Genomic DNA, 21,234 nt, shown 5'->3' on the forward strand with positions numbered 1-21,234 from the left:
GCCCTTGTCCGACGGCACCCGGCGGAGGCAGAACATGGGTGGAGATGGGCACAGCACATCGCGGCAGCTGCCGCGGTTGCGGCTGGACGAACTGCTCGAAGAGCTTCAGGTGCGGATCGACGCGGTCCGCGGCACCCGGGACCGACTGCACGGACTGCTGGAGGCGGTGCTGTCCGTCGGGCGGGAGCTGGATCTTCCCCAAGTACTCCGGCGTATCGTCGCGACCGCCGTCACCCTGGTCGACGCGGAGTACGGGGCGCTGGGCGTCATCGGCGCGGGGAGCAAGCTGGACGAGTTCCTGCCGGTGGGGATCACGGAGGAACTGCAGGCCCAGATCGGCGACTTGCCCTCGGGGCACGGCCTGCTCGGGGAGTTGATCCGGCACCCCGAGCCGTTGCGGCTGCGGGAGTTGTCGGAGCATCCGGCCTCGTCCGGGTTTCCGCCCCATCATCCGCCGATGCACTCCTTCCTCGGTGTGCCCATCCGGGTGCGCGAGGAAGTGTTCGGGAATCTCTACCTCACCGAGAAGCGCGGCGGCATCGGGTTCGACGCCGAGGACGAGGCAGTGCTGTCGACGCTGGCGGTGGCGGCGGGCGTGGCCATCGAGAACGCCCGGCTCTACGAGGAGGCGCGCCTGCGCGAGCGCTGGCTGACGGCCGGTGCCGAGTTCACCAACGCCGTACTGTCCGGGACGTCGGAGGCCCGGGTGCTTGAGCTGATGGTCGATCGCGCCCTGGAGATCACCTCCGCTGACATCGGCGTGGTGGATCTGCTGGTGGCGGAGGGGACGGAACTCCAGGGCTCCCTCGCCCACGGTGAAGGCGCCGAAGTGCACCAAGGCCGGCGCATTCCCCGTCAAGGGACCCTGGCCGGGACGGCGTTGAGGGAGGGCGGTCTTGTCACCACCGCGGACGTGACCTGTGATCCCCGAGTCACCTTCGCCCCGGAGCGGTGGCAGGGGTTGGGGCCGGCGGTCGCGGTTCCCATGGGTACGGCCGACGGGGTGCGCGGCGCCCTGGTCCTGGCCCGGCGGACCGGACGTCCCGCGTTCAGTGGCGCCGAGATCGCTTCGCTGCCCGGTTTCGCCGGACAGGCCGCGTTGGCGCTGGAGCTGGCGGACCGGCGGCAGGACGCCGAGCAGATGAGTCTGCTCGAGGACCGGGACCGGATCGCCCGGGACCTTCACGACCTGGCCATTCAACGTCTCTTCGCGACCGGCATGACGCTCCAGAGCGCCCAGCGGTTCGTCTCCCACCCCGAGGCGGCCGAGCGCCTGATGCGCGCCGTGGACGATCTCGACACCACCATCAAGATCATCCGTTCGACCATCTTCGGACTCCGCGCTCATGACACGAGCACCATGGGCGGCTCCGGGCTGCGCGTGCGGATCGCGCGGACGGTGGAGGAGGCGGTCGCCGCCCTCGGCTTCACGCCCGCGCTGCGCATGGAGGGACTGATCGACATCGACGTCCCCGCCGACGTCGCCGACGACGTGGTGGCCGTGCTGAGCGAAGCGCTCGCCAACATCACACGGCACGCACAGGCATCGGCCACGGACATCTCCATCGTCGTACGCAAGGGCCGACTGGCTCTCACCGTGGCGGACGACGGCGTCGGCGTCGGCAGCGGCGAGCGCGAGTCCTCCAGCGGTCTGCGCAACATCGCCGAGCGGGCCGAGAAGCTGGGAGGCAGGTTGGCTCTGGGCAGCGGACCGGACGGGGGCACCCGCCTGGAGTGGCTGGTTCCGCTGCCGGGCCGGTGACCGGGGAGAGACGGGCCGGTGACCGAGGAAAGATCAGCGTGACTGCTCCGAGTCGAAGTGGGCGGCGATCACGGCGGCTTGGATGCGTCGCTCCACTCCCAGCTTCGACAGAAGCCGGGAGATGTGGTTCTTGACGGTCTTCTCGGAGAGGTAGAGCCGTTTCCCAATCTGGCGGTTGGTGAGGCCGTCACCGATCAGGGCGAGGATGTCCCGCTCACGGTCCGAGAGGCGGGCCAGCTTGTCGTCCTGCGGCGCCACCGCTTCGTCCGGCCCCCGCAACGTACTCATCAGGCGGGCCGTGGTCGCCGGGTCGAGCAGGGACTGGCCGGAGGCGACCGTACGTACCGCGTCGATCAGATCGGTGCCTTTGATCTGCTTCAGGACGTAACCCGCGGCACCCGCCATGATCGCGTCCAGGAGCGCGTCGTCGTCATCGAAGGAGGTCAGCATGAGGCAGACCACCTCGGGCATCTTCGAGCGCAGTTCGCGGCAGACGGTGACGCCGTCGCCGTCGGGCAGGCGAATGTCGAGGATCGCCACGTCCGGGCGCAGAGCCGGGCCACGGACCAGGGCTCGTTCGCTCGTGCCCGCCTCGCCCACGACGGAGATGTCGGGTTCGGCGTCGAGCAGGTCACGGACCCCCCTCCGTACGACCTCGTGGTCGTCGAGGAGGAAGACCCGGATCGGGTGCTCCGGCGAGAAGCCAGGTGCGTTCATGCCTACCCCCTGAGCGTCGGTGGTCCCGTCTCGATGGTGTCGGTCGGACCGTGCGACGCACCAGGGCCGGATGGGCCCCACTGGCGCGTGGCCAGACCTGAACAAAGGCGTACGTGGCCGCGCGACGTCAACCCTCAGCAGATCCGCGGAAGTTGCTCACCCAGCGGCATGTCCACGACCCGTCGCGCACCGATCAGCGTGCGCAGCTCGACGCGCCCGGCGGGAGCCGCTGCGCAGTGTCCGATGCGGACGGCCTCAGCACCTTCGGGGTGCGCGCGCAGTGCGGTGAGCGCCTCGTCTGCCGTGTCGGCCGTGACGAAGGCGACCAGACAGCCCTCGTTGGCGACGACCAGCGGGTCGAGGCCGAGCAGATCGCAGGCGGCGGCGACGGCCGCGGGCACCGGCACGGCCCGCTCCTCGATCCGCACGCCGACTCCCGAGTCGCGCGCGATCTCGTTCAGCGCGGCGGCCAGACCTCCCCGGGTCGGATCGCGCAGGCTGTGGATGCCGCCGCCGAGAGGGGCGAGGGCCTGGACGAGGCGGTGCAGGGGACGAGTGTCGGAGGCGATGTCCGTTTCGAAGCCGAGCCCTTCGCGGGTGGAGAGGACAGCGGTGCCGTGCAGGCCGATCGGGCCGGAGAGGAGCACCGCGTCGCCCGGTCGGGCCTTTGCGGCGGAGGGGGTCAGACCGGTGATGCGGCGGCCGATGCCGGTCGTGTTCAGGAAGAGGCGGTCGGCGGCACCGCGTCCGACGACTTTGGTGTCCCCGGTGACGAACGGGACACCCGTCTCGTACGCGGCCTTCCCCGCGGAGTCCAGGACGGCACGGAGTTCCGCCAGCGGGAGGCCTTCTTCCGCGATCACGGCGAGGGTCAGGGCGAGGGGCAGGGCTCCGCGCATGGCCAGGTCGTTGACCGTGCCGTGGACGGCTAGGGAGCCGATGTCCCCGCCGGGGAAGCTCAGCGGGCTGACCACGAACGAGTCCGTGGAGACGACGAGTTCGTCCGCCCCCGGGAGCAGAGCCGCGTCTTCGAGCGGACCGTCGGGTTGTCCGCCGAGGGCGGGCAGGACGAGCGAGTCGAGCAGTTCGGCGGTGAGCCTGCCGCCCGCGCCGTGGCCCAGCTGGATGAGCTCGTGCTCGCCGTACGGGAGTGGGCAGTCGAGTGTCATGCCGGGGCGCTCCTGGTTCGTCCGGCGGCGTGGAAGGCGGCGCAGGTGCCCTCGCTGGACACCATGGGAGCGCCGAGTGGGGTGCGGGGTGTGCAACGGGCCCCGTAGGCAACGCAGTCGGTGGGCAGCCGGGCGCCGGTGAGGATGTCCCCCGCGATGCACTCGGGGTCCTCGGTGGAGTGCGGGCCGCTCACGTCGAATCGCCGGGAGGCGTCGAACGACGCGTATTCTGGGGCGAGTTCGAGGCCGCTTGCGGGGAGCGTGCCGATCCCCCGCCAGGCCCGGTCGGTGCTGCGGAAGACGAGGCCCAGGACGTCCTGGGCCTCGGAGTTGCCCGTGCGGTGCACGGCGCGCGCGTACTGGTTCTCGACGTCGTGCCTGCCCTCTTCCAGTTGGGTGACCGCCATGAGGATGCCTTCCAGCAGGTCGAGCGGTTCGAAGCCGGTGACCACGACGGGCACTTGGTAGCGCGCGGCGATCGGCTCGTACTCCGTCCAGCCCATGACCGCGCACACGTGCCCGGCGGCGAGGAACGCCTCCACTTCGCACTCCGGGTCGTCAAGGAGGGCGGTCATGGCGGGCGGTACGAGGACGTGGCTGACCAGGAGCGAGAAGTTGGTGAGGCCGAGGCGGTCGGCGTGCAGCACGGTCATCGCGTTGGCCGGTGCCGTGGTCTCGAACCCGACGGCGAGGAAGACCACTTCACGGCCGGGGTTCTCCTCGGCGGTGCGCACCGCGTCCATCGGCGAGTAGATCACCCGCACGTCCGCGCCTCGGGCCCGCAGGGCGAGCAGGTCGGTGGTACTGCCGGGGACGCGGAGCATGTCACCGAAGCTGGTGAGGATCACACCGGGGCGTTCCGCGATGGCCATGGCGCGGTCGAGCGTCTCCAGCGGGGTGACGCAGACCGGGCAGCCGGGGCCGTGGATCATGCGGATGCCCGCGGGGAGCAGTTCGTCGATGCCCTGGCGGACCAGGGTGTGGGTCTGGCCGCCGCACACCTCCATGATGCGCCAGGGGTGCGTCGCGGTGCGCCGCAGCTCGGCGAGCAACTGCCGGGCCAGCGCGGGGTCGCGGTACTCGTCGAGGTACTTCATCGGGGCGGCGCCTGATCCGGCCCGGTGAGGTCCATGCGGATGTCCACGACTCCTTCGACGGCCCGGGTGAGCCGGGCGGCGACCGGAACGAGGCTCCTGTCGCGGATGGTTCCGCCGAGGGTGACCACGCCGCTCTCGACCGCCACGGTGACGGCCCCGTCCGGGAAGAGGAGGGCGGTCACGGTGCGGGTCACCTCCTCGGCCAGCTCCCCGTCGGTGCGCAGGAACACCTTCAGCAGATCGCTGCGGCTCACCACGCCCTGCAGCAGACCGTGGGCGTCGACCACGGGGAGCCGCTTGACGTGCCGCAGGGCCATGATGCGCGCGGCCTGCGGAAGCGTGGTGTCCGGGTGGACGGTGACGGCGGGGGCACTCATCACCTCGCCCGCGCTCAATCCGCCCGCCTTCGCCAGGTCGGAGAGGCGGCGCAGCTGATCGAAGTGAGAAGGGTCGCTGTCGCGGAACTCCTCCTTGGGCAGCAGATCCGCCTCGGAGACCACGCCGATCACCCGGCCCTCGCCTGCCAGGACGGGCAGGGCGCTGACCTTCCACTGCCCCATCAGCGCGACGATCTCCTTGAAGGGGGCCTCGCGGCCCACGGCGATGACGGTGTGGGTCATCACGTCGCTCACGGTGCGCGGAGAGTGGAGCACGGCGTCCTCCCATGGGGTCAGGTGCGGTCGACGGTCAGGTCGAGGAAGTGTGTGGAGCAGGAGATGCACGGGTCGTGGTTGCGGATGGCGCGCTCGCACAGCCGCGTCAACTCCTCGTCCTCGATGTCGCTTTGGGTGATCGCGCGCTGGGCGGTGCGGCGCAGGTCGTCCTCGATGGCGCCCTGGTTCTGCGCGGTGGGCGGTACGAGGCGGGCGTCGGTGACGGTGCCTTCCGCGTCCAGCACGTAGCGGTGGTAGAGGAGTCCGCGCGGGGCCTCCGTCGCGCCGTGGCCGGTGCCCGCGGTGGCCGGGACTTCCGTGTACGGGCGCCGCGGCCGCTCGTACGCCCTGATGATCCGCAGCGCTTCGTCGACGGCGTACACGACCTCGACGGCCCGGACCAGGATCGACCGGTACGGATTGCGGGAGAACACTCCCGCGCGCGGATCGCCGAGCCCGGCGGCGCGGGCGGCCCGCACCGCCGTACGGGACAGCCATCGGCCGCTGATGGCGAAGCGGGCCAGCGATCCGGTGAGGTGGCGGCGCCCGTCGAGGGTGGCGTGCAGGGCCGTGGAGTGCGGGAGGTGTTCCTCGCGCACTCGGTCCAGGAAGGTGTGGAGCGGGAAGAGGTTCGGTGTGTCGCTGTCGGCCCGCAGGACGGCGGGGGTACCGGTCTCGATGGCGTACGTCTCCGGTTCCGCGAGCGCGAACAGGTCAGCGTCCACCTCGGCATCGGGGAACTCGAAGCCGGACACCCACTCGACGGTCTGCCAGGCATCGTCCAGGGCTCGCTCCAACTGGCCTGCCAGCGGCCTGAGTTCCGCCACTGTCGGGACGCGGTGGAAGCCGCCGATACGGACGTTGACCGGATGGATGGCGCGGCCGCCCAGGAGTTCGAGGATCGCGTTGCCCGCCTGCTTCAGGCGCAGGCCCCGTTCGACGTGCCCGCGGGCGGTCCGCGCCAGCTCGATGGCGCTGTCGCAGCCGAGGAAGTCGGGGGCGTGCAGGAGGTAGATGTGCAGGGTCTGGCTCTCGATCCACTCGCCGCAGTACAACAGCCGCCGCAGCACGCGCAGGGCCGGGTCGACCGTGATCCCGCAGGCGTTCTCGATCGCGGCGCACGCGCTCAACTGATAGGCGACCGGGCAGATTCCGCACACCCGGGCGGTGATGTCCGGCGGTTCGGCGTACGACCTGCCCCGCAGGAACGCCTCGAAGAATCGTGGTGGCTCGTAGATCCGCAGCTGCGCCCGGGTGACCGTCCCGTCGTGGACGCTCAGGTGCAGCGCGCCTTCGCCCTCGACCCGGGAGAGCGAGCCGACGTGCAGGACGCGGGAGCCGCGGTGCGTCATCGGCGCGACTCCTCTTCGAACGCCGCGGTGTTGAAGGTGTGCAGGAAGCGCTCGGTGTCGCGGTCGTCCATGCCGTCGCGGTGCAGCACCGGGATCAGCGCGGGCAGGTTCACCGACCCGGAGGGACCGAAGCAGCCGTAGCAGCCGCGTCCGTAGGCCGGGCAGATCGCTCCGCATCCGGCGTGGGTGACCGGGCCGAGGCAGGGGGTGCCGTGGGCGACGGTCACGCAGACCGTGCCGCGCCGCTTGCACTCGAAGCACACGCTGTTGTCGGGGATGTCCGGCCTGCGGCCCGCCAGGTACGCGGTGATGACCTCCAGGAGTTGGCGGCGGTCGACGGGGCAGCCGCGCAGCTCGAAGTCGACGTCCACATGCGCGGAGACCGGGGTGGAGGTGGCGAGTGTGTCGATGTAGTCGGGGCGCGCGTAGACGGTGCGGGTGAACTCCTCGACGTCGGCGAAGTTTCGCAGCGCCTGGATGCCGCCGGCCGTCGCACAGGCCCCGATCGTCACCAGGTGGCGGGAGGCTGCGCGGATCTCGCGGATCCGCTCGGCGTCGGCGGGCGTGGTGACGGAGCCCTCGACCAGCGTCAGGTCGTAGGGGCCCGGGCGCACGGCGCTGGAGGCCTCCAAGAAGTGCGTGATCTCCATCTGCCCGGCGAGGCCCAGGAGTTCGTCCTCGCAGTCGAGCAGGGTGAGCTGACAGCCGTCGCAGGAGGCGAGCTTGAACACGGCGAGCGTCGGAGCGCCCATCTCATAACTCCCGCACGTAGAGGAGGGGTTCGGCACGGTCCCAGCCGACCACGGGGCCGTCTCGGCACAGCAGCAGCGGGCCCAGCTGGCAGTGACCGCAGTGTCCGGTCGCGCACCGCATGTTGCGCTCCAGGGAGACCCGGATCCGGTCTGCGGGCACGCCCCGCTGGAGCAGGTCCCGGGCGGTCGCCCTGATCATCGGCTCGGGTCCGCAGACGAACGCGGTGGTTGCGCTCGGCGTGAACCGCGCCCGGTCGAGGAGGTTCGTGACGACGCCGATCGCGCCCGCCCAGTGGCTGTCGGGCCGGTCGACGGTCACTCCCGTGTACGCGGTCCTCCACAGCCGGGTCTCGGTCTTGGCCATCAGGTCGGCGGGGGTGCGTGCGCCCACCAGGAGGTTCAGGCGGCCGTACGGTTTCGGGTCGGCCTGCGCGTCCCGGACGAGAGGGCGCAGCGGAGCGAGCCCGATGCCGCCCGCCACGACCACGAGGTCCTGCCCGATGGCCTTCTCCAGGTTCCAGCCGGTGCCGTAGGGGCCGCGCAGTCCGAGTACGTCGCCGACTTCGGCGGCGTACAGCCCTTCGGAGACGGCGCCCACGCTGCGGACCGTGTGCGCGAGGCCTCCCGTGGTGGGGATGGCGCTGACCGAGAGCGGGATCTCGCCCCGGCCGAACGCCCAGACCATCGCGAACTGCCCCGGCACGAAGGCGGGCAGCGGTTCCCCGACCGGCTCCAGGCGCAGGGTGGCCGTGTCCGGTGTCTCCGCCCAGCGGGCGACGACCCGGTAGGGAACCGGCACGGCGGTCATCCCCGCGCGCCGCTTCCGCTGCCGTAGGGGGCGTACAGATCGAGGAGGCGGGTCCTCGCGGCCTGCAGGCGGTGGGCGAGCACGCGGCCCACCCACTGGCCGACGACCGCGCCGAGCTCCGGGTCGTCGTCGCACATCAGCCGGACCGCGAGTGCGTCGTACTCGTCGGCCCGCACGGGGCTCTGCGCCACGGCGCCGAGCTGCCACACGTAGGGCGGGAACAGCCAGGACCAGCCGACCAGTTCGCCGTGGCCGAGGGTCTCGATCGCCGGCGAGCGGCGGCCGGGCACGTGCATGTCCAGGATGACCGAGCCGGTGCGGATGATCCAGAACCGGTCGGCGTGCCCGCCCTCCTCGAACATCCGCGTCCCGGCGGGGAAGGCCACGTCCCGCGCGATGCGCATCAGCCGCTTGCGGTGCTCGGTGGGTATGGCGCTCATCATGGTGGTGGTGTTGCTCATCGCTCCGACTCCTCCTTCAGGGCCTCGACCTCTTCGGTGATGTCGATGCCGACGGGGCACCAGACGATGCAGCGGCCGCAGCCCACACAGCCGGAGCTGTCGAACTGGTCGTGCCAGGTGCCGAGTTTGTGGGTGAGCCACTGCCGGTAGCGGCTGCGGCCGGAGGAACGCACAGGACCCCCGTGGACGTAGGAGAAGTCCAGGTCGAAGCAGGAGTCCCAGCGCTGCCAGCGCTCCTCGTGGTCACCGGTGAGGTCGGTGACCTCCTCGGTGGTGGCGCAGAAGCACGTGGGGCAGACCATCGTGCAGTTGCCGCAGGTCAGACAGCGCGAAGCCACGTCGTCCCAGCGTTCGGCCGCAAGGCTCGATCCCATCAGCTGCCGCAGGCTCACCGGCGGCATGGCCCGGCCCATCTTGTCGACGGCCCCGGAGACCGCGGCGAGGGCCGCATCCTGTGTCGTCGCGTCGGCCGCACGGTGCGGGACCCTGGCGAGCAGTTCCGCGCCCGCCGCACTGCCCACGCGTACGAAGAAGCGGTGGCCGCCGTCGTCGACGACCTCGGTGAGTGCGAGATCGAATCCGGTGTCGGCGCCGGGACCGCTGCCCATGGAGACGCAGAAGCAGGTCGCGCCGGGCTCGGTGCACTCAGCGGCTATCAGGAAGGCTCCCCTCCGGCGCTCCTGATAGCCGCCGTCCTGATACCGGCCGCCCGTCAGCACCCGGTCCTGGATCGCGATGGCCCGCAGATCACAGGGCCGCACTCCGAGGAAGGCGTACGACGGCCGGTCGGCGGCCTCGGCACTGATGGCCACCGTTCCGTCGGGGGCGCGGTCCGCGCTCCACAGCCGCTCGCGCTGCGGATGCAGGAAGTTCTTCCAGGACTGCGGTCCCGCGGAGTGCGCGAAGGCGGCCCCGTCCTCGCGGCGCCGCAGTCGGTAGTGCCCGGCCTCCAGTTCCACGCCCCAGCCGTACGGGAGTTGTTCGGCCGAATCGAGTTCGGCGAGGACGATCGCACCGTCGCGGACGGTGGGTCCGACGACGGTACGGCCCTCGGCCGTCAGCTCCGTGACGAGGGCGGTCAGCCCGCTCCGGTCGAGGACTGCCGTGGCTCCGGTGGTCGTCATGTCCGTCCTCCCGCGCATCGGGGTGGTTCCCCGCTCACCAGACTCGGCGAGGAGCCGTGAGCGGGGCAGGGGCCGAGCGGCCCCGGTCCTGGCCCGTACGGGCCCGGTTCAGGGCTGGCTGCCCGTCCAGCGCGGTTCCGTCCGCGCCCAGGCCCGCTCCCACTCGGCCATCCGGCGCCGGTGGGCCACGCCGCGTACGGCGATCCGGACTCCCCCGGTGAACACCCAGACGACGAGGGTCGCGGCGCCGCCCACGCCGATCGCGGTACCCCACTGGACGTCTTCGGCCATCGGGGCGGCGGTGACCCTGCCGTGGGCGTCGAGCCAGACGTCGGTCCGGCTGCCCGCCTCGGCGCCTGCCGTGACCCTGGCCGTGGCCTTGTGCGCCGTGCCGCCGCGATCGGTCCAGCGCACCGTGACCGGGTAGCGCGTCCGGGAGTCGACGCCGCTCACCGCCGGAGCGTCCTCGGCGAGCGTGGCCGACACGACGTGGTTTTCGGCCCGTTGTCGTTGGGCCTCGGCGTGCGTGGTGTCGTACGTGGAAAGACCCGCGAACGCCCCGGTCAGGGGAGCGACGCACAGCGCCACGACCCCCAGCGACAGCCGCGTCCACGCCTCGACGACGTCGCTGCGGCGACGCAGCGGGTTCCTCCGCCATCGCCATGCCACGGGCCGGAAACGAGGCTGTGTCGAGGCGCTCATGACGTCAGCGCTCCTCCCGCCGCGGTGCGGCCCCACCCCGCAGCGTGACGCCGACGTGCTGCGCCCAGGCGGAGATCTGTTTGACGTCCCGGAAGTCCCCGCCGTGGCCGGCCTTGACGATCATCCGGGCCGCCCAGCTCCGCGCGTCCTCGGTGAGGCAGCCGCCGAACGTGGCGTGCTCCTTGGCGTGGATCTCGATGAGGAGACGGCGCACGGACGGGACGGGAGGAATGTTCCTCTCGCTCGCCGAGGCGTCGAGGGGGCCGCTGCTGAACAGCCATACCGGCCGCTGGGCGAGTTCCTCCCGTCGGCGCTTGGCGAACCGACGGGCGTCCTTGTGCCACTGTCCCTTGTAGAGGGGACTGCCGAGGACGACGGCGTCGTACTCCTGAAGTTCGCCGACGTCAGCTACCGGCCGCAGCTCGGCTTCGAGGCCCTCCTCGCGCAGGACCTCCGTGATGGTGCGGGCGATCTCGGCCGTGGACCCGTTCTTCGTCGCGTAGGCGACGAGCACCTTGACGGTCATGGCGATCTGTCGCTCCTCAGAGTTTGCGCAGCCAGTCGTCGGCGACGCCCCACAGCGCCTGATCGGTCGGCTGCAGGTGGGAGTCGTCCACGTGGAACGTGAGCTTGTCGACCACCGCGACGACCCCGTCGATCTCACGCGTCATGTGCAGCACGATGGGGATCTCGCTGCGGCGCTCCAGCTTCCCTTCGAACGTCACCACACCGTCCCGCACCTCGATCGTGATGGTCTGCGGTGCCAGCCACAGGGTGCGCACCAGGACCTGTTCGATCACCTCGTGGCGGATCTCGTCATCGGCACGCAGGAACACCTGGAGCAGGTCACGCCGGGTGACGATACCGACGAGGCGGTCCTCTTCGTCGATGACGGGCAGCCGCTCCACCTTGTGCCGGGCCATGCACCGGGCGCCTTCGGCGATGGTGTTCTCGGCGCGGACACAGACGGGTGGCGTGGACATGAGCTGCCCCGCCGTCCGTGCCGTCGCCTTGGTCCTGTCCCCTCGTGCGGCACGGCTCATCCGGAGCGGCCGGAAGCGGCGCCGCGGCCGGTGCGGGTCAGGAGCCTCGGCCTCGCGCACCAGCAGGTCCGTCTCGGAGATCACCCCGACCACCTTGTCGTCGGCGTCGATCACGGGCAGCCCACTGACGCGATGGTCCGACAGGCGCCTGGCGACCTCCTTGAACGGTGTGCCGTACTGGGCGCTGACGACCTCGCTGGTCATCACGGAACCGATCTTGCTGTGTTTCATCTCTGTCTCCTCCTCAGCGCAGTCGGCGCAGATAAGGGTCATGAGCGGTCCGGGGCAGGAGCCGTACGCGTACGTCCAGTGCCGTGACGCCCCCCGGCCACGCCAGGACGGGATTGAGATCGGCCTCGGCGAGCTGCGGCAGGTCGCGGGCCAGCCGGGACAGCCGGTGCAGCAGCTGCTCCAGGCCTTCGAGGTCGACGGGACCGCTGCCGCCGTGCCCGAAGAGCAGCGGGGCGCAGCGCGGCGCGGTGATCAGGTCATGGACGTCGGCGTCGGTGAGCGGGGCGAGGCGGGCCGCGTGGTCCGCGAGCAGTTCGGTGGCCGTGCCGCCGAGCCCGAACAGGACCAGAGGTCCGAACACCTCGTCCTGGACCACTCCCGCGAACAGTTCGGTGCCGCGCTCGGCGAGCGGCTGCACCACCACTCCGGTGAGCAGACCGGCGAAACGGGTCTCGAAGTCCCGGAAGGCGGCGCGCACTTGGGCGTCCCCCTGCAGATCGAGGTGGATGGCGCGTTGTTCGCTCTTGTGCAGCAGGCCCGGCCAGTGCGCCTTCATCACGATCCTGCCGTCGGGGCCGCGCAGGCGTTCGGCGGCCGCGACCGCCGCCTCCTCGGTCTCCGCCCAGGCCCAGGGCAGTTGCGGGATGCCGTAGCAGCCGAGCAGCTCGGCACAGGCGCGTGGGTCGAGCCAGCCGCCTTCGGGCTGCCCGGCCAGCCAGGTCTCGGCCACCGCCTGGGCGCGGGACGTCTCCACCCCGGCGAGGTCCGGGACGCTGCCCGGCGGCCGGGACAGCCACCGGGCGCGGCGGACGGCGTGCGCCAGAGCGCGTGCGGCGGCCTGCGGGTCCCCGAAGGAGGGCACGGAACCTCCTGCGGTGACCGGCAGGAGCCGCACGGGCAGCGCCTGGTCGAGACGGACCGCGGCGACCGTTCGGGAGCGACGGCCGGGGGCATGGGTAAGGGCCCGGACCAGATCGTCGCCGGTCGCCGCGGCGACCGCGGTGGGGACAAGCACCAGCAGCACGGCGTCGACGCCACTGTGCCCTGCGAGCCGGTCCACACAATTCCTGAGCTGCGCTTCCGTGACGGCGGCTGTGGCGTCCACCGGGTTGGCGGCCGATGCGCCCTCGGGCAACACCGTGACCAGCGCGTCGACGAGGTCGACCGGAAGCGATGGCAGCGCGAGCCCGGCCTCCGCGCACGCGTCCGCCGCGAGTACACCCGCGCCGCCCGCGTTCGTGACGATGACGACACGGTTCCCGGCGGGCGCGGGCTGGGAGTGCAACAAGGCCGCGGCTTCGAGGAGTTCGCCGACCGTGCGGGTGGCGGTGACGCCCGCCTGGGTGAACAGGGCCTGCCGGGTCATGGTCCGGGTGGCGGCCGCGGCGGAGTGCGAGGCCGCGGCCCGCCGACCGGCCGCGGTACGGCCCGCGTCGACGGTGAGCACCGGCATGCGCCGGGTCACGCGACGCGCGGTGCGCGAGAAGGCCCGCGGGTTGCCGAAGGACTCCAGGTGCAACAGGGCCAGGTCCGTGACGCCGTCGCGCTCCCACCACTGCAGCAGGTCGTTGCCGCTGACGTCGTACTTGTCGCCGAGCGAGGCGAAGCTGGAGATGCCGAGGCCGAGGTGGCTCAGGCCGTCGAGCAGGGCGATCCCCACTCCCCCGGACTGCACGGCGACACCTGTCGTACCCGCGTGCGGATGCCGGGCGGCGAAGGTCGCGTCCAGGGACAGCGCCTCGTCCGTGTTGGCGATGCCGAGGCAGTTGGGTCCCACCAGGCGCATTCCGTACGTCCGGCAGGTGGCCAGGAGCGCGCGGGCCTGAGCCCCGTCCAGGCCCGCCGTGACGGACACCAGGGCGCGTACGCCCGCTTTTCCGCACTCCTCGGCCGTGGCGGCCAGGGCCGGTGCGGGCACCGCGAGGACCGCGAGGTCGGGGACCTGGGGCAGCGCGGCCACCGAGGGGTAGGAGGGCACGCTCATCAGCGACGACACGTGCGGGTTGACGGCGAAGAGCTGCCGGGTGAAGCCGCCCGTGCGCAGATTGCGCAGGACGGCGCGGCCGACCGATCCTGCCTTGCGGCCCGCTCCGACCACGGCGATCACGTCCGGCCGCAGCAGCGGCCGAAGGCTGGCCACATCGGCTGTGCCGCCCCGTTCCTCGACCGCCGTCAGGTACGTCTCGTCCTCTTCCAGCTGGATCGTGCAGCGCAGTTCGGGGCCCGTGAAGCGGCGGGCGGTGCGCAGTCCGAGGTCGGCGAAGACCTTCAGCATCTCGTGGTTCTCGGCGAGCGCGTCGGCCGTGAAGGCGGTGATGCCGTCCGCCCGGGCCGCTGAGACCAGGTGTTCCAGGAGCAGGGTGCCGATCCCCCGGTGGTGGAGGCCCTCGGCGACGGCGAGGGAGATCTCCGCCGTGCCGGGCTCGTCCGTCCTCTCGTACTCGGCGAGTCCGATGACCTGGCCCGTGGTCTCGGCGAGCAGCGCGCGGTATCCGGGACGGGGGGCGGCGCAGGCCCGGTCCGCCGCCTGCGCGGCCGACCGGCGGCTCGCGGCGAAGAACCTCAGGCGCAGGTTCTCGGCCGACATCCCCTCGTAGAGCCTCAGCAGGGCGGCACGATCGTCGGTCCTGACGGTCCGTACGCAGGTGGTCGTCCCGTCGGCGAGCAGGGCGTGGACCGGTGCTCGGCTTCGCTCGTCGTGCGTCATCTCGGGCCTCCTGGGGCAGATCCGACCCTTCGAGAATCGCGCGGGCGAAGAGCGGCCCGCAGGGGCTGGCCGGGCAGGGACGGGGGCCGACCGGCCCTATGTGGCCGGTCCTGGCAGCGGCTCGCCGAGTTCGGCCTCCACGGCACCCGCCATCGCCCGCAGGACGTTCAGGGTCCGTTCGGCCTCGGTTTCGTCGACCTCGGTGATGGCGAACCCGACGTGCACGATGACGTAGGTGCCGATCGCCGCCGTCGGCGTGTAGGCGAGGCAGACATCGCGGCGTACGCCTCCGAAGTCGACGGTGGCCATGCGGAGTCCGGCGTCGTCCCTGACCTCTAGGACACGGCCGGGGATGCCCAAGCACATCGCGCTCACTCCTTCGCGAGCCGGGCCGCGGCCACCGCCGCCTGCCCGTAGCTGATGCCGCCGTCACCCACCGGGACGGCTCCGGCCACCAGCACCCGCAGCCCCTGCGCGCGCAGTCGGCGCCTGACCTCGGTGAGCAGACGACGGTTGAGGAAACAGCCTCCGGCGAGGCAGACGGTGCGCGGGGCGCCGTCGGCCACCGCGTGCGCGACCAGTTCGGCGGTCACGAGGGCGAGGGTCAGATGGAAGGCCGCGGCGAGCGCGGGAACGCCCTCCCCGCTGTGCTGCCTGTCCAGCAGGTCGATCAAGGTGGGGCCCGGGTCGTACACCCACAGGCCGTCCACCCGCACGAGGCGGTGGTCCAGGGGCAGCGCGCGCACACTGCCCGCGGCCGCCTCAAGGGCCCCGGCGGCCTCGCCCTCGTAGCTGACGGAGTCGGCGAGGCCCAGCAGGCTCGCCACGGCGTCGAAGAGCCGTCCGGCGCTGGAAGCCCGCGGGGAGTTGATGCCCCGGGCCACCATGGACCGCACGACGGCGGCTTCGGTCGGATCGAGCCGCTCGTTGAAGCGCCTGGTCAGCCAGGGGTAGGGGCGTGGGCCGCCGAGCAGTTCCGTTCCGTGCAGGTAGCCGAGGGCCATGCGGTACGGGTGTTGGACCGCGGCCTCACCACCGGGCAGCGGCGCGGTCGCGAAGCGGCCCGCCCGCCGGTATCCCGTCAGGTCCGCGACGAGGATCTCCCCGCCCCACAGCGTCCCGTCGTCACCGAGTCCCAGGCCGTCGTAGGCGACCCCGACGAACGGCGTACGCAGGTCGTGCTCGGCCGCGCACGCGGCCACGTGGGCGTGGTGGTGCTGGACCGGTATGCGGCGCAGTGACCGGGTACGCGCCCACTGGGTGGAGAGGTACCCGGGATGCAGATCGTGCGCGACGGCTTGCGGGGTGATGCCCGTGAGCCGGACGAGGTCCTCGTACCCCTGTGTGAAGGCGTCGAGCGTGGTCGCGTCGGCCAAGTCCCCGCCGTGCGAGGAGAGATGGGCTCCGTGGCCGTCCGCCAGGGCGAACGTGTGCTTGAGCTGGGCGCCGACCGCCACCAAGGGGCTGGTGGCGGGCACCGGCAGGGGCAGTGGCGCCGGTGCCAGGCCCCGCGCCCTGCGGACCGTGAGCACGGAGCGGCCGACGGCCTGGACGACCGAGTCGTCGTAGCGGGCGCGGATCGGCCGGTCGTGGGTGAGGAACCCGTCGGCGACTTCCGCCAGCGCGTGCCGGGCCTCTGCGTCGTCGGTGGCGATCGGCTCGTCGGCGATGTTGCCGCTGGTGACGACGAGCGGGCGGGCGAGTTCGCGGAGCAGGAGGTGGTGCAGCCCCGTGGTCGGCAGGAACAGACCGACGTCACGGGTTCGCGGACGCACCGCGGGGGCCAGGCCGGGGCCCTGTGCGGCGAGCAGCACCACGGGCCGCGCCGCCGACTCCAGTACGGTCCGCTCGGCACCCGACAACCGGGCCAACTCCCGTACGGCGCACAGGTCCTGCACCATGACGGCGAACGGCTTGGCCGGTCGGCGCTTGCGCTCCCGCAGGGCCAGAACCGCCACCTGGTCGGTGGCGTCACACACCAGCTGATAGCCGCCGAGGCCCTTCAACGCGACGATGCCGCGGCCCTCCACGGTCTTGACCGCGGCACGCAGCGCGGCCTCCCCGCTCAGCGCGTCCCAGGAGAGCCTCGGCCCACAGGAGGCGCAGGCGAGGGGTTCGGCGTGGAAGCGCCGGTCGGTCGGGTCGTCGTACTCCGCCGCGCAGGCCGCACAGAGCGGGAAGCGCCGCATCGTGGTGCGGATCCGGTCGTAGGGAAGGTCTTCGATGACGGTGGCGCGCGGCCCGCAGTCGGCGCAGTTGATGAAGGGGTAGCGGAACCGGCGGGCGGCCGGGTCCAGGAGTTCGTTCAGGCAGGCGGCGCAGATGGCGGCGTCGGGCGGAACCTCCCGCGCGCCGACGGGCAGGGCGCGGGCGATATCGCTGTGCCGGATGGTGAAGCCGGACGTGGCGAGCGGGAGTCGGCCCCGTACGGCGGTCACGCGCACCTGCCGCACTTGGGCGAGAGCGGGTGCGCCGGTGCGCAGCCGCCCGATGAACTCCCACACCGCGTCAGGGGGTCCGGCGACCGTCCCTTCCACGTGGCCCGCGGTGTTGGCGGCCCAGCCCGCCAGGCCGAGGCCGGTCGCCAGCCGATGCACGAAAGGACGGAAGCCCACCCCCTGCACGGTGCCGAACACTTCGAAGCGGAGTGCGCTGCGCTCCGGCATGGATCACTCCTCTCCGGCCCGCGCGACGGCGGAGCGGTGCCGCACGATCTCTTCCTCGACGCTTTCGGCGAGCGGTTCCACCACGGCCTCGACGCTCGGTGACAGGCCGGTGCCCCAGGCACTGTCGGCGCCCTCCACCGCGTACACGACCAGACACCGTGGCAACCGGCCGAGGACGCGGGCGAGTTCGACGGCCTCGCCGAGCCCGAGACCGTGCGAGCTGGTCGTCCGTGGCCGGTCCAGGGCGTCGGCGTCCAGGGCCAGCCGGTGCACGCGTCCGGGACGGACGGGGTGCGCGTGCGCCGCGTCCACCACCACCGCGAGATCCGCCCCCTCCCATGATCCGATCAGGCGGGCCGGGTCTCCGTCGCAGGTGGCGAGGACCGTGCCGGTCGGCAAGGGCCGGTCCGCGGCGCGCTCGCGGAGCCGGGCGAGCACCGCCAGGGCCACGCCGTCGTCACGACGGAACTCGTTGCCGACGCCGATCACCGCGATGCGTGTCCGGGTGGGCATCGCGCCTCCTTCCGCCAGGCCATGCCGCCACTGTGCGAAGGCCGTCCTGGCCTCGCCAGGGGCCGAACGTCCCCTACTGGGGCCGGATCGCCCCTCCCCGACCGGCCCCCTCGGTGGAACCGTCCGAAGCACGGCCCCTGCCGGGGCGTGCCCGAAGGCGGTGACACCGTGGACAAGCCCCTGATCGTCGGCGTCGACGGCTCGGATCCGAGCCTGCGCGCGCTGGACTGGGCGGTGGACGAGGCCGCGGCACACGGTGTGCCGCTGCGTGTCGTCCACGCCTCCAGGTGGGAGTGGTACGAGGGACACGAACCGTCCTTCGGCATCAACCGGCCGTCCGTGGAAGTCCTTTCGGACCACATCGCGGCCTCGGCGGTCGAGCGCGCGCTGCGCCGCACCACCGCCGTGAAGGTGACGAGCGAGATCCTCCCCGAGGATCCGGCCCTCGCGCTCGTGCGGCTCAGCCCGGAGGCCGGGGCGATCGTGGTCGGCAGCCGGGGGCGCGGCGAGCTCGCCGAGCTGCTGCTCGGCTCCGTCAGCCTGTCCGTCGCCGCGCACGCCGCGTCGCCGGTGATCGTCGTACGCGGTCGCGAGGAGAACGTGACGGGTGGCTTCCACACCGTCGTCCTGGGCATCGACGAGCCCGAAGAGGCCGCGCCCTCAACGGAGTTCGCCTTCCACGAAGCGCAGACGCTGAACGCTGCCGTCACGGCCGTCCACGCCTGGCGCTGCCCCGCCCGGGAGGTCCCCGACTTCCCCACGACGGTCCACGAGGACCATCAGCGCCGCGCCGCGGCTCAGGTGGACGAAGCCGTACGGGACGCGACGGCCGCCCGCCCCGAGATCACGGTCCACCGCGAGATCGCCGAGGGCCATGCGCGCGCCGTACTCCTGGACGCCTCCCGCACCGCCGACCTCCTGGTGGTCGGAGCCCGCCGCAGGAAGGGGCACGTGGGCATGCAGCTCGGCCCCGTCAACCACGCGGTGCTGCACCACGCGGCGTGCCCGGTGGCCGTCGTCCCGCACACCTGACAGCGCCCCGCCCTCAGCGGCGTACTCCCGATGAGGCGTACCCCCGATGAGGCGTACCCCCGAACCCCAAGACGCAGGAGGCACCGTGGCACACGCCCGACCGGCAGCCCTGGACGCCCATTGGCGAGCCGCCAACTACCTGGCCGTCGGCCAGATCTACCTGATGAGCAACCCGCTGCTCACCGAGCCGCTGCGCCCCGAGCACATCAAGCCGCGGCTGCTCGGGCACTGGGGCACCTCACCCGGGCTCAACCTCGTCCACACCCACCTCAACCGCGTCATCATCGAGCGCGGCCTGGACGCACTGTGCGTGTGGGGCCCCGGCCACGGCGGCCCCGCGGTCCTCGCCAACTCCTGGCTGGAGGGCAGCTATACGCAGACGTATCCGGACGTCACCCGGGACGCGCAGGGCATGGCGAAGCTGTTCCGCCAGTTCTCCTTCCCCGGCGGCGTGCCCAGCCACGTGGCGCCCGAGACCCCCGGTTCGATCCACGAGGGCGGCGAACTCGGCTACTCCCTGGCGCACGCCTACGGGGCCGCCTTCGACAACCCGGACCTCCTGGTCGCCTGCGTGATCGGCGACGGCGAGGCGGAGACCGGGCCGCTCGCCGCCTCCTGGCACTCCACCAAGTTCCTCGACCCCGTGCACGACGGCGCGGTCCTGCCGATCCTCCACCTCAACGGCTACAAGATCGCCAACCCGACCGTCCTGGCCCGCATCCCCGAAGCCGAACTCGACGCGCTCCTGAAGGGATACGGCCACGAGCCGCTGCACGTCACGGGCGACGACCCGCGCAAGATCCACCACACGATGGCCAAGGCCATGGACCAGGCGCTCGACCGCATCGCCGCCATTCAGCAGACCGCCAGGACCGGCGGAGCACGCGGACGTGCGCGCTGGCCGGTGATCGTGCTGCGTACGCCCAAGGGCTGGACGGGACCCGCGACGGTGGACGGCATGCCGGTCGAGGGCACCTGGCGCTCGCACCAGGTGCCCCTTGCCGGAGTGCGCGAGAACCCCGAACACCTGGCCCAGTTGGAAGGCTGGCTGCGCTCCTACCGTCCCCAGGAGCTCTTCGACGCACACGGCCGTCCTTCCCCCGAGGTCCTCGATTGCGTCCCCGAAGGCCACCGACGCCTGGGAGCGAACCCGCACACGAACGGCGGTCTGCTCACCCGTCAGTTGCCCGCGGTGCCGCTGGAACGCTTCGCCGTGCCCGTCGACAAGCCGGGCACGACCCTGCACGAGCCGACCCGGGTGCTCGGCGCCCTGCTCGCCCGGATCATGGCCGACACCGCCGGGCGGCGCGACTTCCGGGTGGTGGGTCCCGACGAGACCGCCTCCAACCGCCTCGGCGCGCTCTTCGAGGTCACCGGCAAGGCCTGGCAGGCGGGCATCGTCGGCACCGACGAGCACCTCGCCGGGGACGGACGCGTCATGGAGGTGCTGTCCGAACACCTCTGCCAGGGCTGGCTGGAGGGCTACACCCTCACCGGCAGGCACGGCCTGTTCTCCTCCTACGAGGCGTTCGTGCACATCGTCGACTCGATGGTCAACCAGCACATCAAGTGGCTCAAGACCGCGCGCTCACTGCCCTGGCGCGCGCCCGTGCCCTCCCTCAACTACCTGCTGACCTCACACGTCTGGCGCCAGGACAACAACGGCTTCTCGCACCAGGACCCCGGCTTCGTCGACCACGTCCTCAACAAGAGCCCCGACGTCGTACGCGTCTACCTGCCGCCGGACGCCAACACCCTGCTCTCGGTGGCCGAACACGTCCTGCACAGCCGCGACTACGTCAACGTCGTCGTCGCGGGCAAGCAGCCCTGCTTCGACTGGCTCTCCCTGGACGAGGCCCGCGTGCACTGCGCGCGCGGCGCGGGCGTCTGGGAGTGGGCGGGCACGGACGACGGCACACACGACCCGGACGTGGTCCTGGCCTGCGCGGGAGACGTGCCCACGCAGGAAGTCCTCGCGGCGGCGGGACTGCTGCGCCATCACCTGCCCGAACTCGCCGTCCGCGTCGTGAACGTGGTGGACATGACCCGGCTGCTCCCCCACCAGGAACACCCGCACGGCATGGCCGACTTCGAGTACGACGCGCTCTTCACGCCCGACCGCCCGGTGATCTTCGCCTACCACGGCTACCCGTGGCTGGTGCACCGTCTCGCCTACCGCCGCACCGGCCATCCCCATCTCCACGTACGCGGCTACAAGGAAGCGGGCACCACGACCACGCCGTTCGACATGGTGGTCCGCAACGACCTGGACCGCTACCGGCTCGTCATGGACGTCGTCGACCGCGTCCCCGGCCTCGCCGTCCGTGCCGCACAGGTCCGCCAGACCATGGCCGACGCCCGCGCCCGCCACCACTCCTGGATCCGCGCCCACGGCACCGACCTCCCCGAGATCGCCGACTGGACCTGGACCGGCTGAACCTCCGA

At 72.0% G+C, this 21,234-nt stretch carries 19 protein-coding genes; 3 read left to right on the forward strand and 16 right to left on the reverse strand.

The genetic code is table 11. The annotated features are described in order from the left end of the window. Positions 1–34 precede the first annotated feature (34 nt). The gene (locus tag CP970_RS03475; protein ID WP_055544403.1) at positions 35–1,762 is read left to right on the forward strand and encodes a sensor histidine kinase; all 1,728 of its coding nucleotides are present in this window, start codon (positions 35–37) and stop codon (positions 1,760–1,762) included. A gap of 33 nt (positions 1,763–1,795) precedes the next feature. On the opposite strand, the gene CP970_RS03480 is transcribed toward CP970_RS03475, so the two are convergent. The 16 genes from CP970_RS03480 to CP970_RS03555 all read right to left on the reverse strand — a co-directional run bounded on the left by CP970_RS03480 (position 1,796) and on the right by CP970_RS03555 (position 17,757). Then, the gene (locus CP970_RS03480) at positions 1,796–2,479 is read right to left on the reverse strand and encodes a response regulator (RefSeq protein WP_055544404.1); all 684 of its coding nucleotides are present in this window, start codon (positions 2,477–2,479) and stop codon (positions 1,796–1,798) included. A gap of 134 nt (positions 2,480–2,613) precedes the next feature. Beyond that, a complete protein-coding gene (gene hypE / locus CP970_RS03485) occupies positions 2,614–3,648 on the reverse strand; it encodes a hydrogenase expression/formation protein HypE (protein WP_055544405.1) in 1,035 nt (344 codons plus the stop codon). After that, on the reverse strand, positions 3,645–4,745 hold the full coding sequence (gene hypD, locus CP970_RS03490) for a hydrogenase formation protein HypD (protein ID WP_055544406.1): 1,101 nt from the start codon (positions 4,743–4,745) through the stop codon (positions 3,645–3,647). The genes hypE and hypD overlap by 4 nt, the downstream gene beginning before the upstream one ends. After that, positions 4,742–5,365 (reverse strand): CBS domain-containing protein, encoded by a 624-nt coding sequence (locus CP970_RS03495; protein WP_107098832.1) that lies wholly within the window; start codon positions 5,363–5,365, stop codon positions 4,742–4,744. The genes hypD and CP970_RS03495 overlap by 4 nt, the downstream gene beginning before the upstream one ends. Positions 5,366–5,415: 50 nt before the next feature. Further along, entirely contained in the window at positions 5,416–6,750 is a 1,335-nt protein-coding gene (locus CP970_RS03500; RefSeq protein WP_055544408.1) for a Ni/Fe hydrogenase subunit alpha, read from the reverse strand. Next, the gene (locus CP970_RS03505) at positions 6,747–7,502 is read right to left on the reverse strand and encodes an NADH-quinone oxidoreductase subunit B family protein (RefSeq protein ID WP_055544409.1); all 756 of its coding nucleotides are present in this window, start codon (positions 7,500–7,502) and stop codon (positions 6,747–6,749) included. The genes CP970_RS03500 and CP970_RS03505 overlap by 4 nt, the downstream gene beginning before the upstream one ends. Position 7,503: 1 nt before the next feature. Further along, positions 7,504–8,310 carry an FAD/NAD(P)-binding protein gene (locus tag CP970_RS03510; RefSeq protein ID WP_055544410.1) on the reverse strand — a complete coding sequence of 269 codons (807 nt, stop codon included), beginning with the start codon at positions 8,308–8,310 and terminating at the stop codon, positions 7,504–7,506. Then, positions 8,307–8,771, reverse strand: coding sequence for a Crp/Fnr family transcriptional regulator (locus CP970_RS03515; RefSeq protein ID WP_055544411.1), 465 nt, complete (start codon positions 8,769–8,771; stop codon positions 8,307–8,309). The genes CP970_RS03510 and CP970_RS03515 overlap by 4 nt, the downstream gene beginning before the upstream one ends. Further along, entirely contained in the window at positions 8,768–9,895 is a 1,128-nt protein-coding gene (locus CP970_RS03520; protein ID WP_055544412.1) for a 4Fe-4S dicluster domain-containing protein, read from the reverse strand. Before CP970_RS03520 ends, CP970_RS03515 begins: the two co-directional genes overlap by 4 nt. Before the next feature lie 108 nt (positions 9,896–10,003). Beyond that, on the reverse strand, positions 10,004–10,597 hold the full coding sequence (locus CP970_RS03525) for an Rv1733c family protein (RefSeq protein WP_055544413.1): 594 nt from the start codon (positions 10,595–10,597) through the stop codon (positions 10,004–10,006). 4 nt (positions 10,598–10,601) lie between these two features. Further along, on the reverse strand, positions 10,602–11,123 hold the full coding sequence (locus CP970_RS03530) for a flavodoxin domain-containing protein (protein WP_055544414.1): 522 nt from the start codon (positions 11,121–11,123) through the stop codon (positions 10,602–10,604). Positions 11,124–11,139: 16 nt separating this feature from the next. Then, positions 11,140–11,871 (reverse strand): CBS domain-containing protein, encoded by a 732-nt coding sequence (locus CP970_RS03535; RefSeq protein ID WP_055544415.1) that lies wholly within the window; start codon positions 11,869–11,871, stop codon positions 11,140–11,142. A 13-nt stretch (positions 11,872–11,884) separates the two neighbouring features. After that, positions 11,885–14,578, reverse strand: coding sequence for a bifunctional acetate--CoA ligase family protein/GNAT family N-acetyltransferase (locus tag CP970_RS03540; protein WP_055544416.1), 2,694 nt, complete (start codon positions 14,576–14,578; stop codon positions 11,885–11,887). A 96-nt stretch (positions 14,579–14,674) separates the two neighbouring features. Continuing rightward, a complete protein-coding gene (locus CP970_RS03545) occupies positions 14,675–14,944 on the reverse strand; it encodes a HypC/HybG/HupF family hydrogenase formation chaperone (protein WP_055544417.1) in 270 nt (89 codons plus the stop codon). A gap of 5 nt (positions 14,945–14,949) precedes the next feature. Beyond that, positions 14,950–17,244, reverse strand: coding sequence for a carbamoyltransferase HypF (gene hypF, locus CP970_RS03550; protein WP_055544418.1), 2,295 nt, complete (start codon positions 17,242–17,244; stop codon positions 14,950–14,952). A 3-nt stretch (positions 17,245–17,247) separates the two neighbouring features. After that, a complete protein-coding gene (locus tag CP970_RS03555; protein ID WP_055544419.1) occupies positions 17,248–17,757 on the reverse strand; it encodes a hydrogenase maturation protease in 510 nt (169 codons plus the stop codon). Positions 17,758–17,925: 168 nt separating this feature from the next. Here CP970_RS03555 and CP970_RS03560 point away from each other — a divergent pair, with 168 nt between their 5' ends. Then, entirely contained in the window at positions 17,926–18,789 is an 864-nt protein-coding gene (locus CP970_RS03560; protein WP_055544424.1) for a universal stress protein, read from the forward strand. Between the two features lie 46 nt (positions 18,790–18,835). Beyond that, the gene (locus tag CP970_RS03565; protein WP_055544420.1) at positions 18,836–21,226 is read left to right on the forward strand and encodes a phosphoketolase family protein; all 2,391 of its coding nucleotides are present in this window, start codon (positions 18,836–18,838) and stop codon (positions 21,224–21,226) included. Positions 21,227–21,234: the final 8 nt, after the last annotated feature.

The sequence above is a fragment of the Streptomyces kanamyceticus genome (assembly GCF_008704495.1).
Taxonomy (GTDB): Bacteria; Actinomycetota; Actinomycetes; order Streptomycetales; family Streptomycetaceae; genus Streptomyces; species Streptomyces kanamyceticus.

Coding starts and splice junctions, on each gene's coding strand:
- CP970_RS03475 (WP_055544403.1), top strand. CDS start 35: ATGGGTGGAGATGGGCACAGCACATCGCGGCAGCTGCCGCGGTTGCGG.
- CP970_RS03480 (WP_055544404.1), bottom strand. CDS start 2,479: ATGAACGCACCTGGCTTCTCGCCGGAGCACCCGATCCGGGTCTTCCTC.
- hypE (WP_055544405.1), bottom strand. CDS start 3,648: ATGACACTCGACTGCCCACTCCCGTACGGCGAGCACGAGCTCATCCAG.
- hypD (WP_055544406.1), bottom strand. CDS start 4,745: ATGAAGTACCTCGACGAGTACCGCGACCCCGCGCTGGCCCGGCAGTTG.
- CP970_RS03495 (WP_107098832.1), bottom strand. CDS start 5,365: ATGACCCACACCGTCATCGCCGTGGGCCGCGAGGCCCCCTTCAAGGAG.
- CP970_RS03500 (WP_055544408.1), bottom strand. CDS start 6,750: ATGACGCACCGCGGCTCCCGCGTCCTGCACGTCGGCTCGCTCTCCCGG.
- CP970_RS03505 (WP_055544409.1), bottom strand. CDS start 7,502: ATGGGCGCTCCGACGCTCGCCGTGTTCAAGCTCGCCTCCTGCGACGGC.
- CP970_RS03510 (WP_055544410.1), bottom strand. CDS start 8,310: ATGACCGCCGTGCCGGTTCCCTACCGGGTCGTCGCCCGCTGGGCGGAG.
- CP970_RS03515 (WP_055544411.1), bottom strand. CDS start 8,771: ATGAGCAACACCACCACCATGATGAGCGCCATACCCACCGAGCACCGC.
- CP970_RS03520 (WP_055544412.1), bottom strand. CDS start 9,895: ATGACGACCACCGGAGCCACGGCAGTCCTCGACCGGAGCGGGCTGACC.
- CP970_RS03525 (WP_055544413.1), bottom strand. CDS start 10,597: ATGAGCGCCTCGACACAGCCTCGTTTCCGGCCCGTGGCATGGCGATGG.
- CP970_RS03530 (WP_055544414.1), bottom strand. CDS start 11,123: ATGACCGTCAAGGTGCTCGTCGCCTACGCGACGAAGAACGGGTCCACG.
- CP970_RS03535 (WP_055544415.1), bottom strand. CDS start 11,871: ATGAAACACAGCAAGATCGGTTCCGTGATGACCAGCGAGGTCGTCAGC.
- CP970_RS03540 (WP_055544416.1), bottom strand. CDS start 14,578: ATGACGCACGACGAGCGAAGCCGAGCACCGGTCCACGCCCTGCTCGCC.
- CP970_RS03545 (WP_055544417.1), bottom strand. CDS start 14,944: ATGTGCTTGGGCATCCCCGGCCGTGTCCTAGAGGTCAGGGACGACGCC.
- hypF (WP_055544418.1), bottom strand. CDS start 17,244: ATGCCGGAGCGCAGCGCACTCCGCTTCGAAGTGTTCGGCACCGTGCAG.
- CP970_RS03555 (WP_055544419.1), bottom strand. CDS start 17,757: ATGCCCACCCGGACACGCATCGCGGTGATCGGCGTCGGCAACGAGTTC.
- CP970_RS03565 (WP_055544420.1), top strand. CDS start 18,836: ATGAGGCGTACCCCCGAACCCCAAGACGCAGGAGGCACCGTGGCACAC.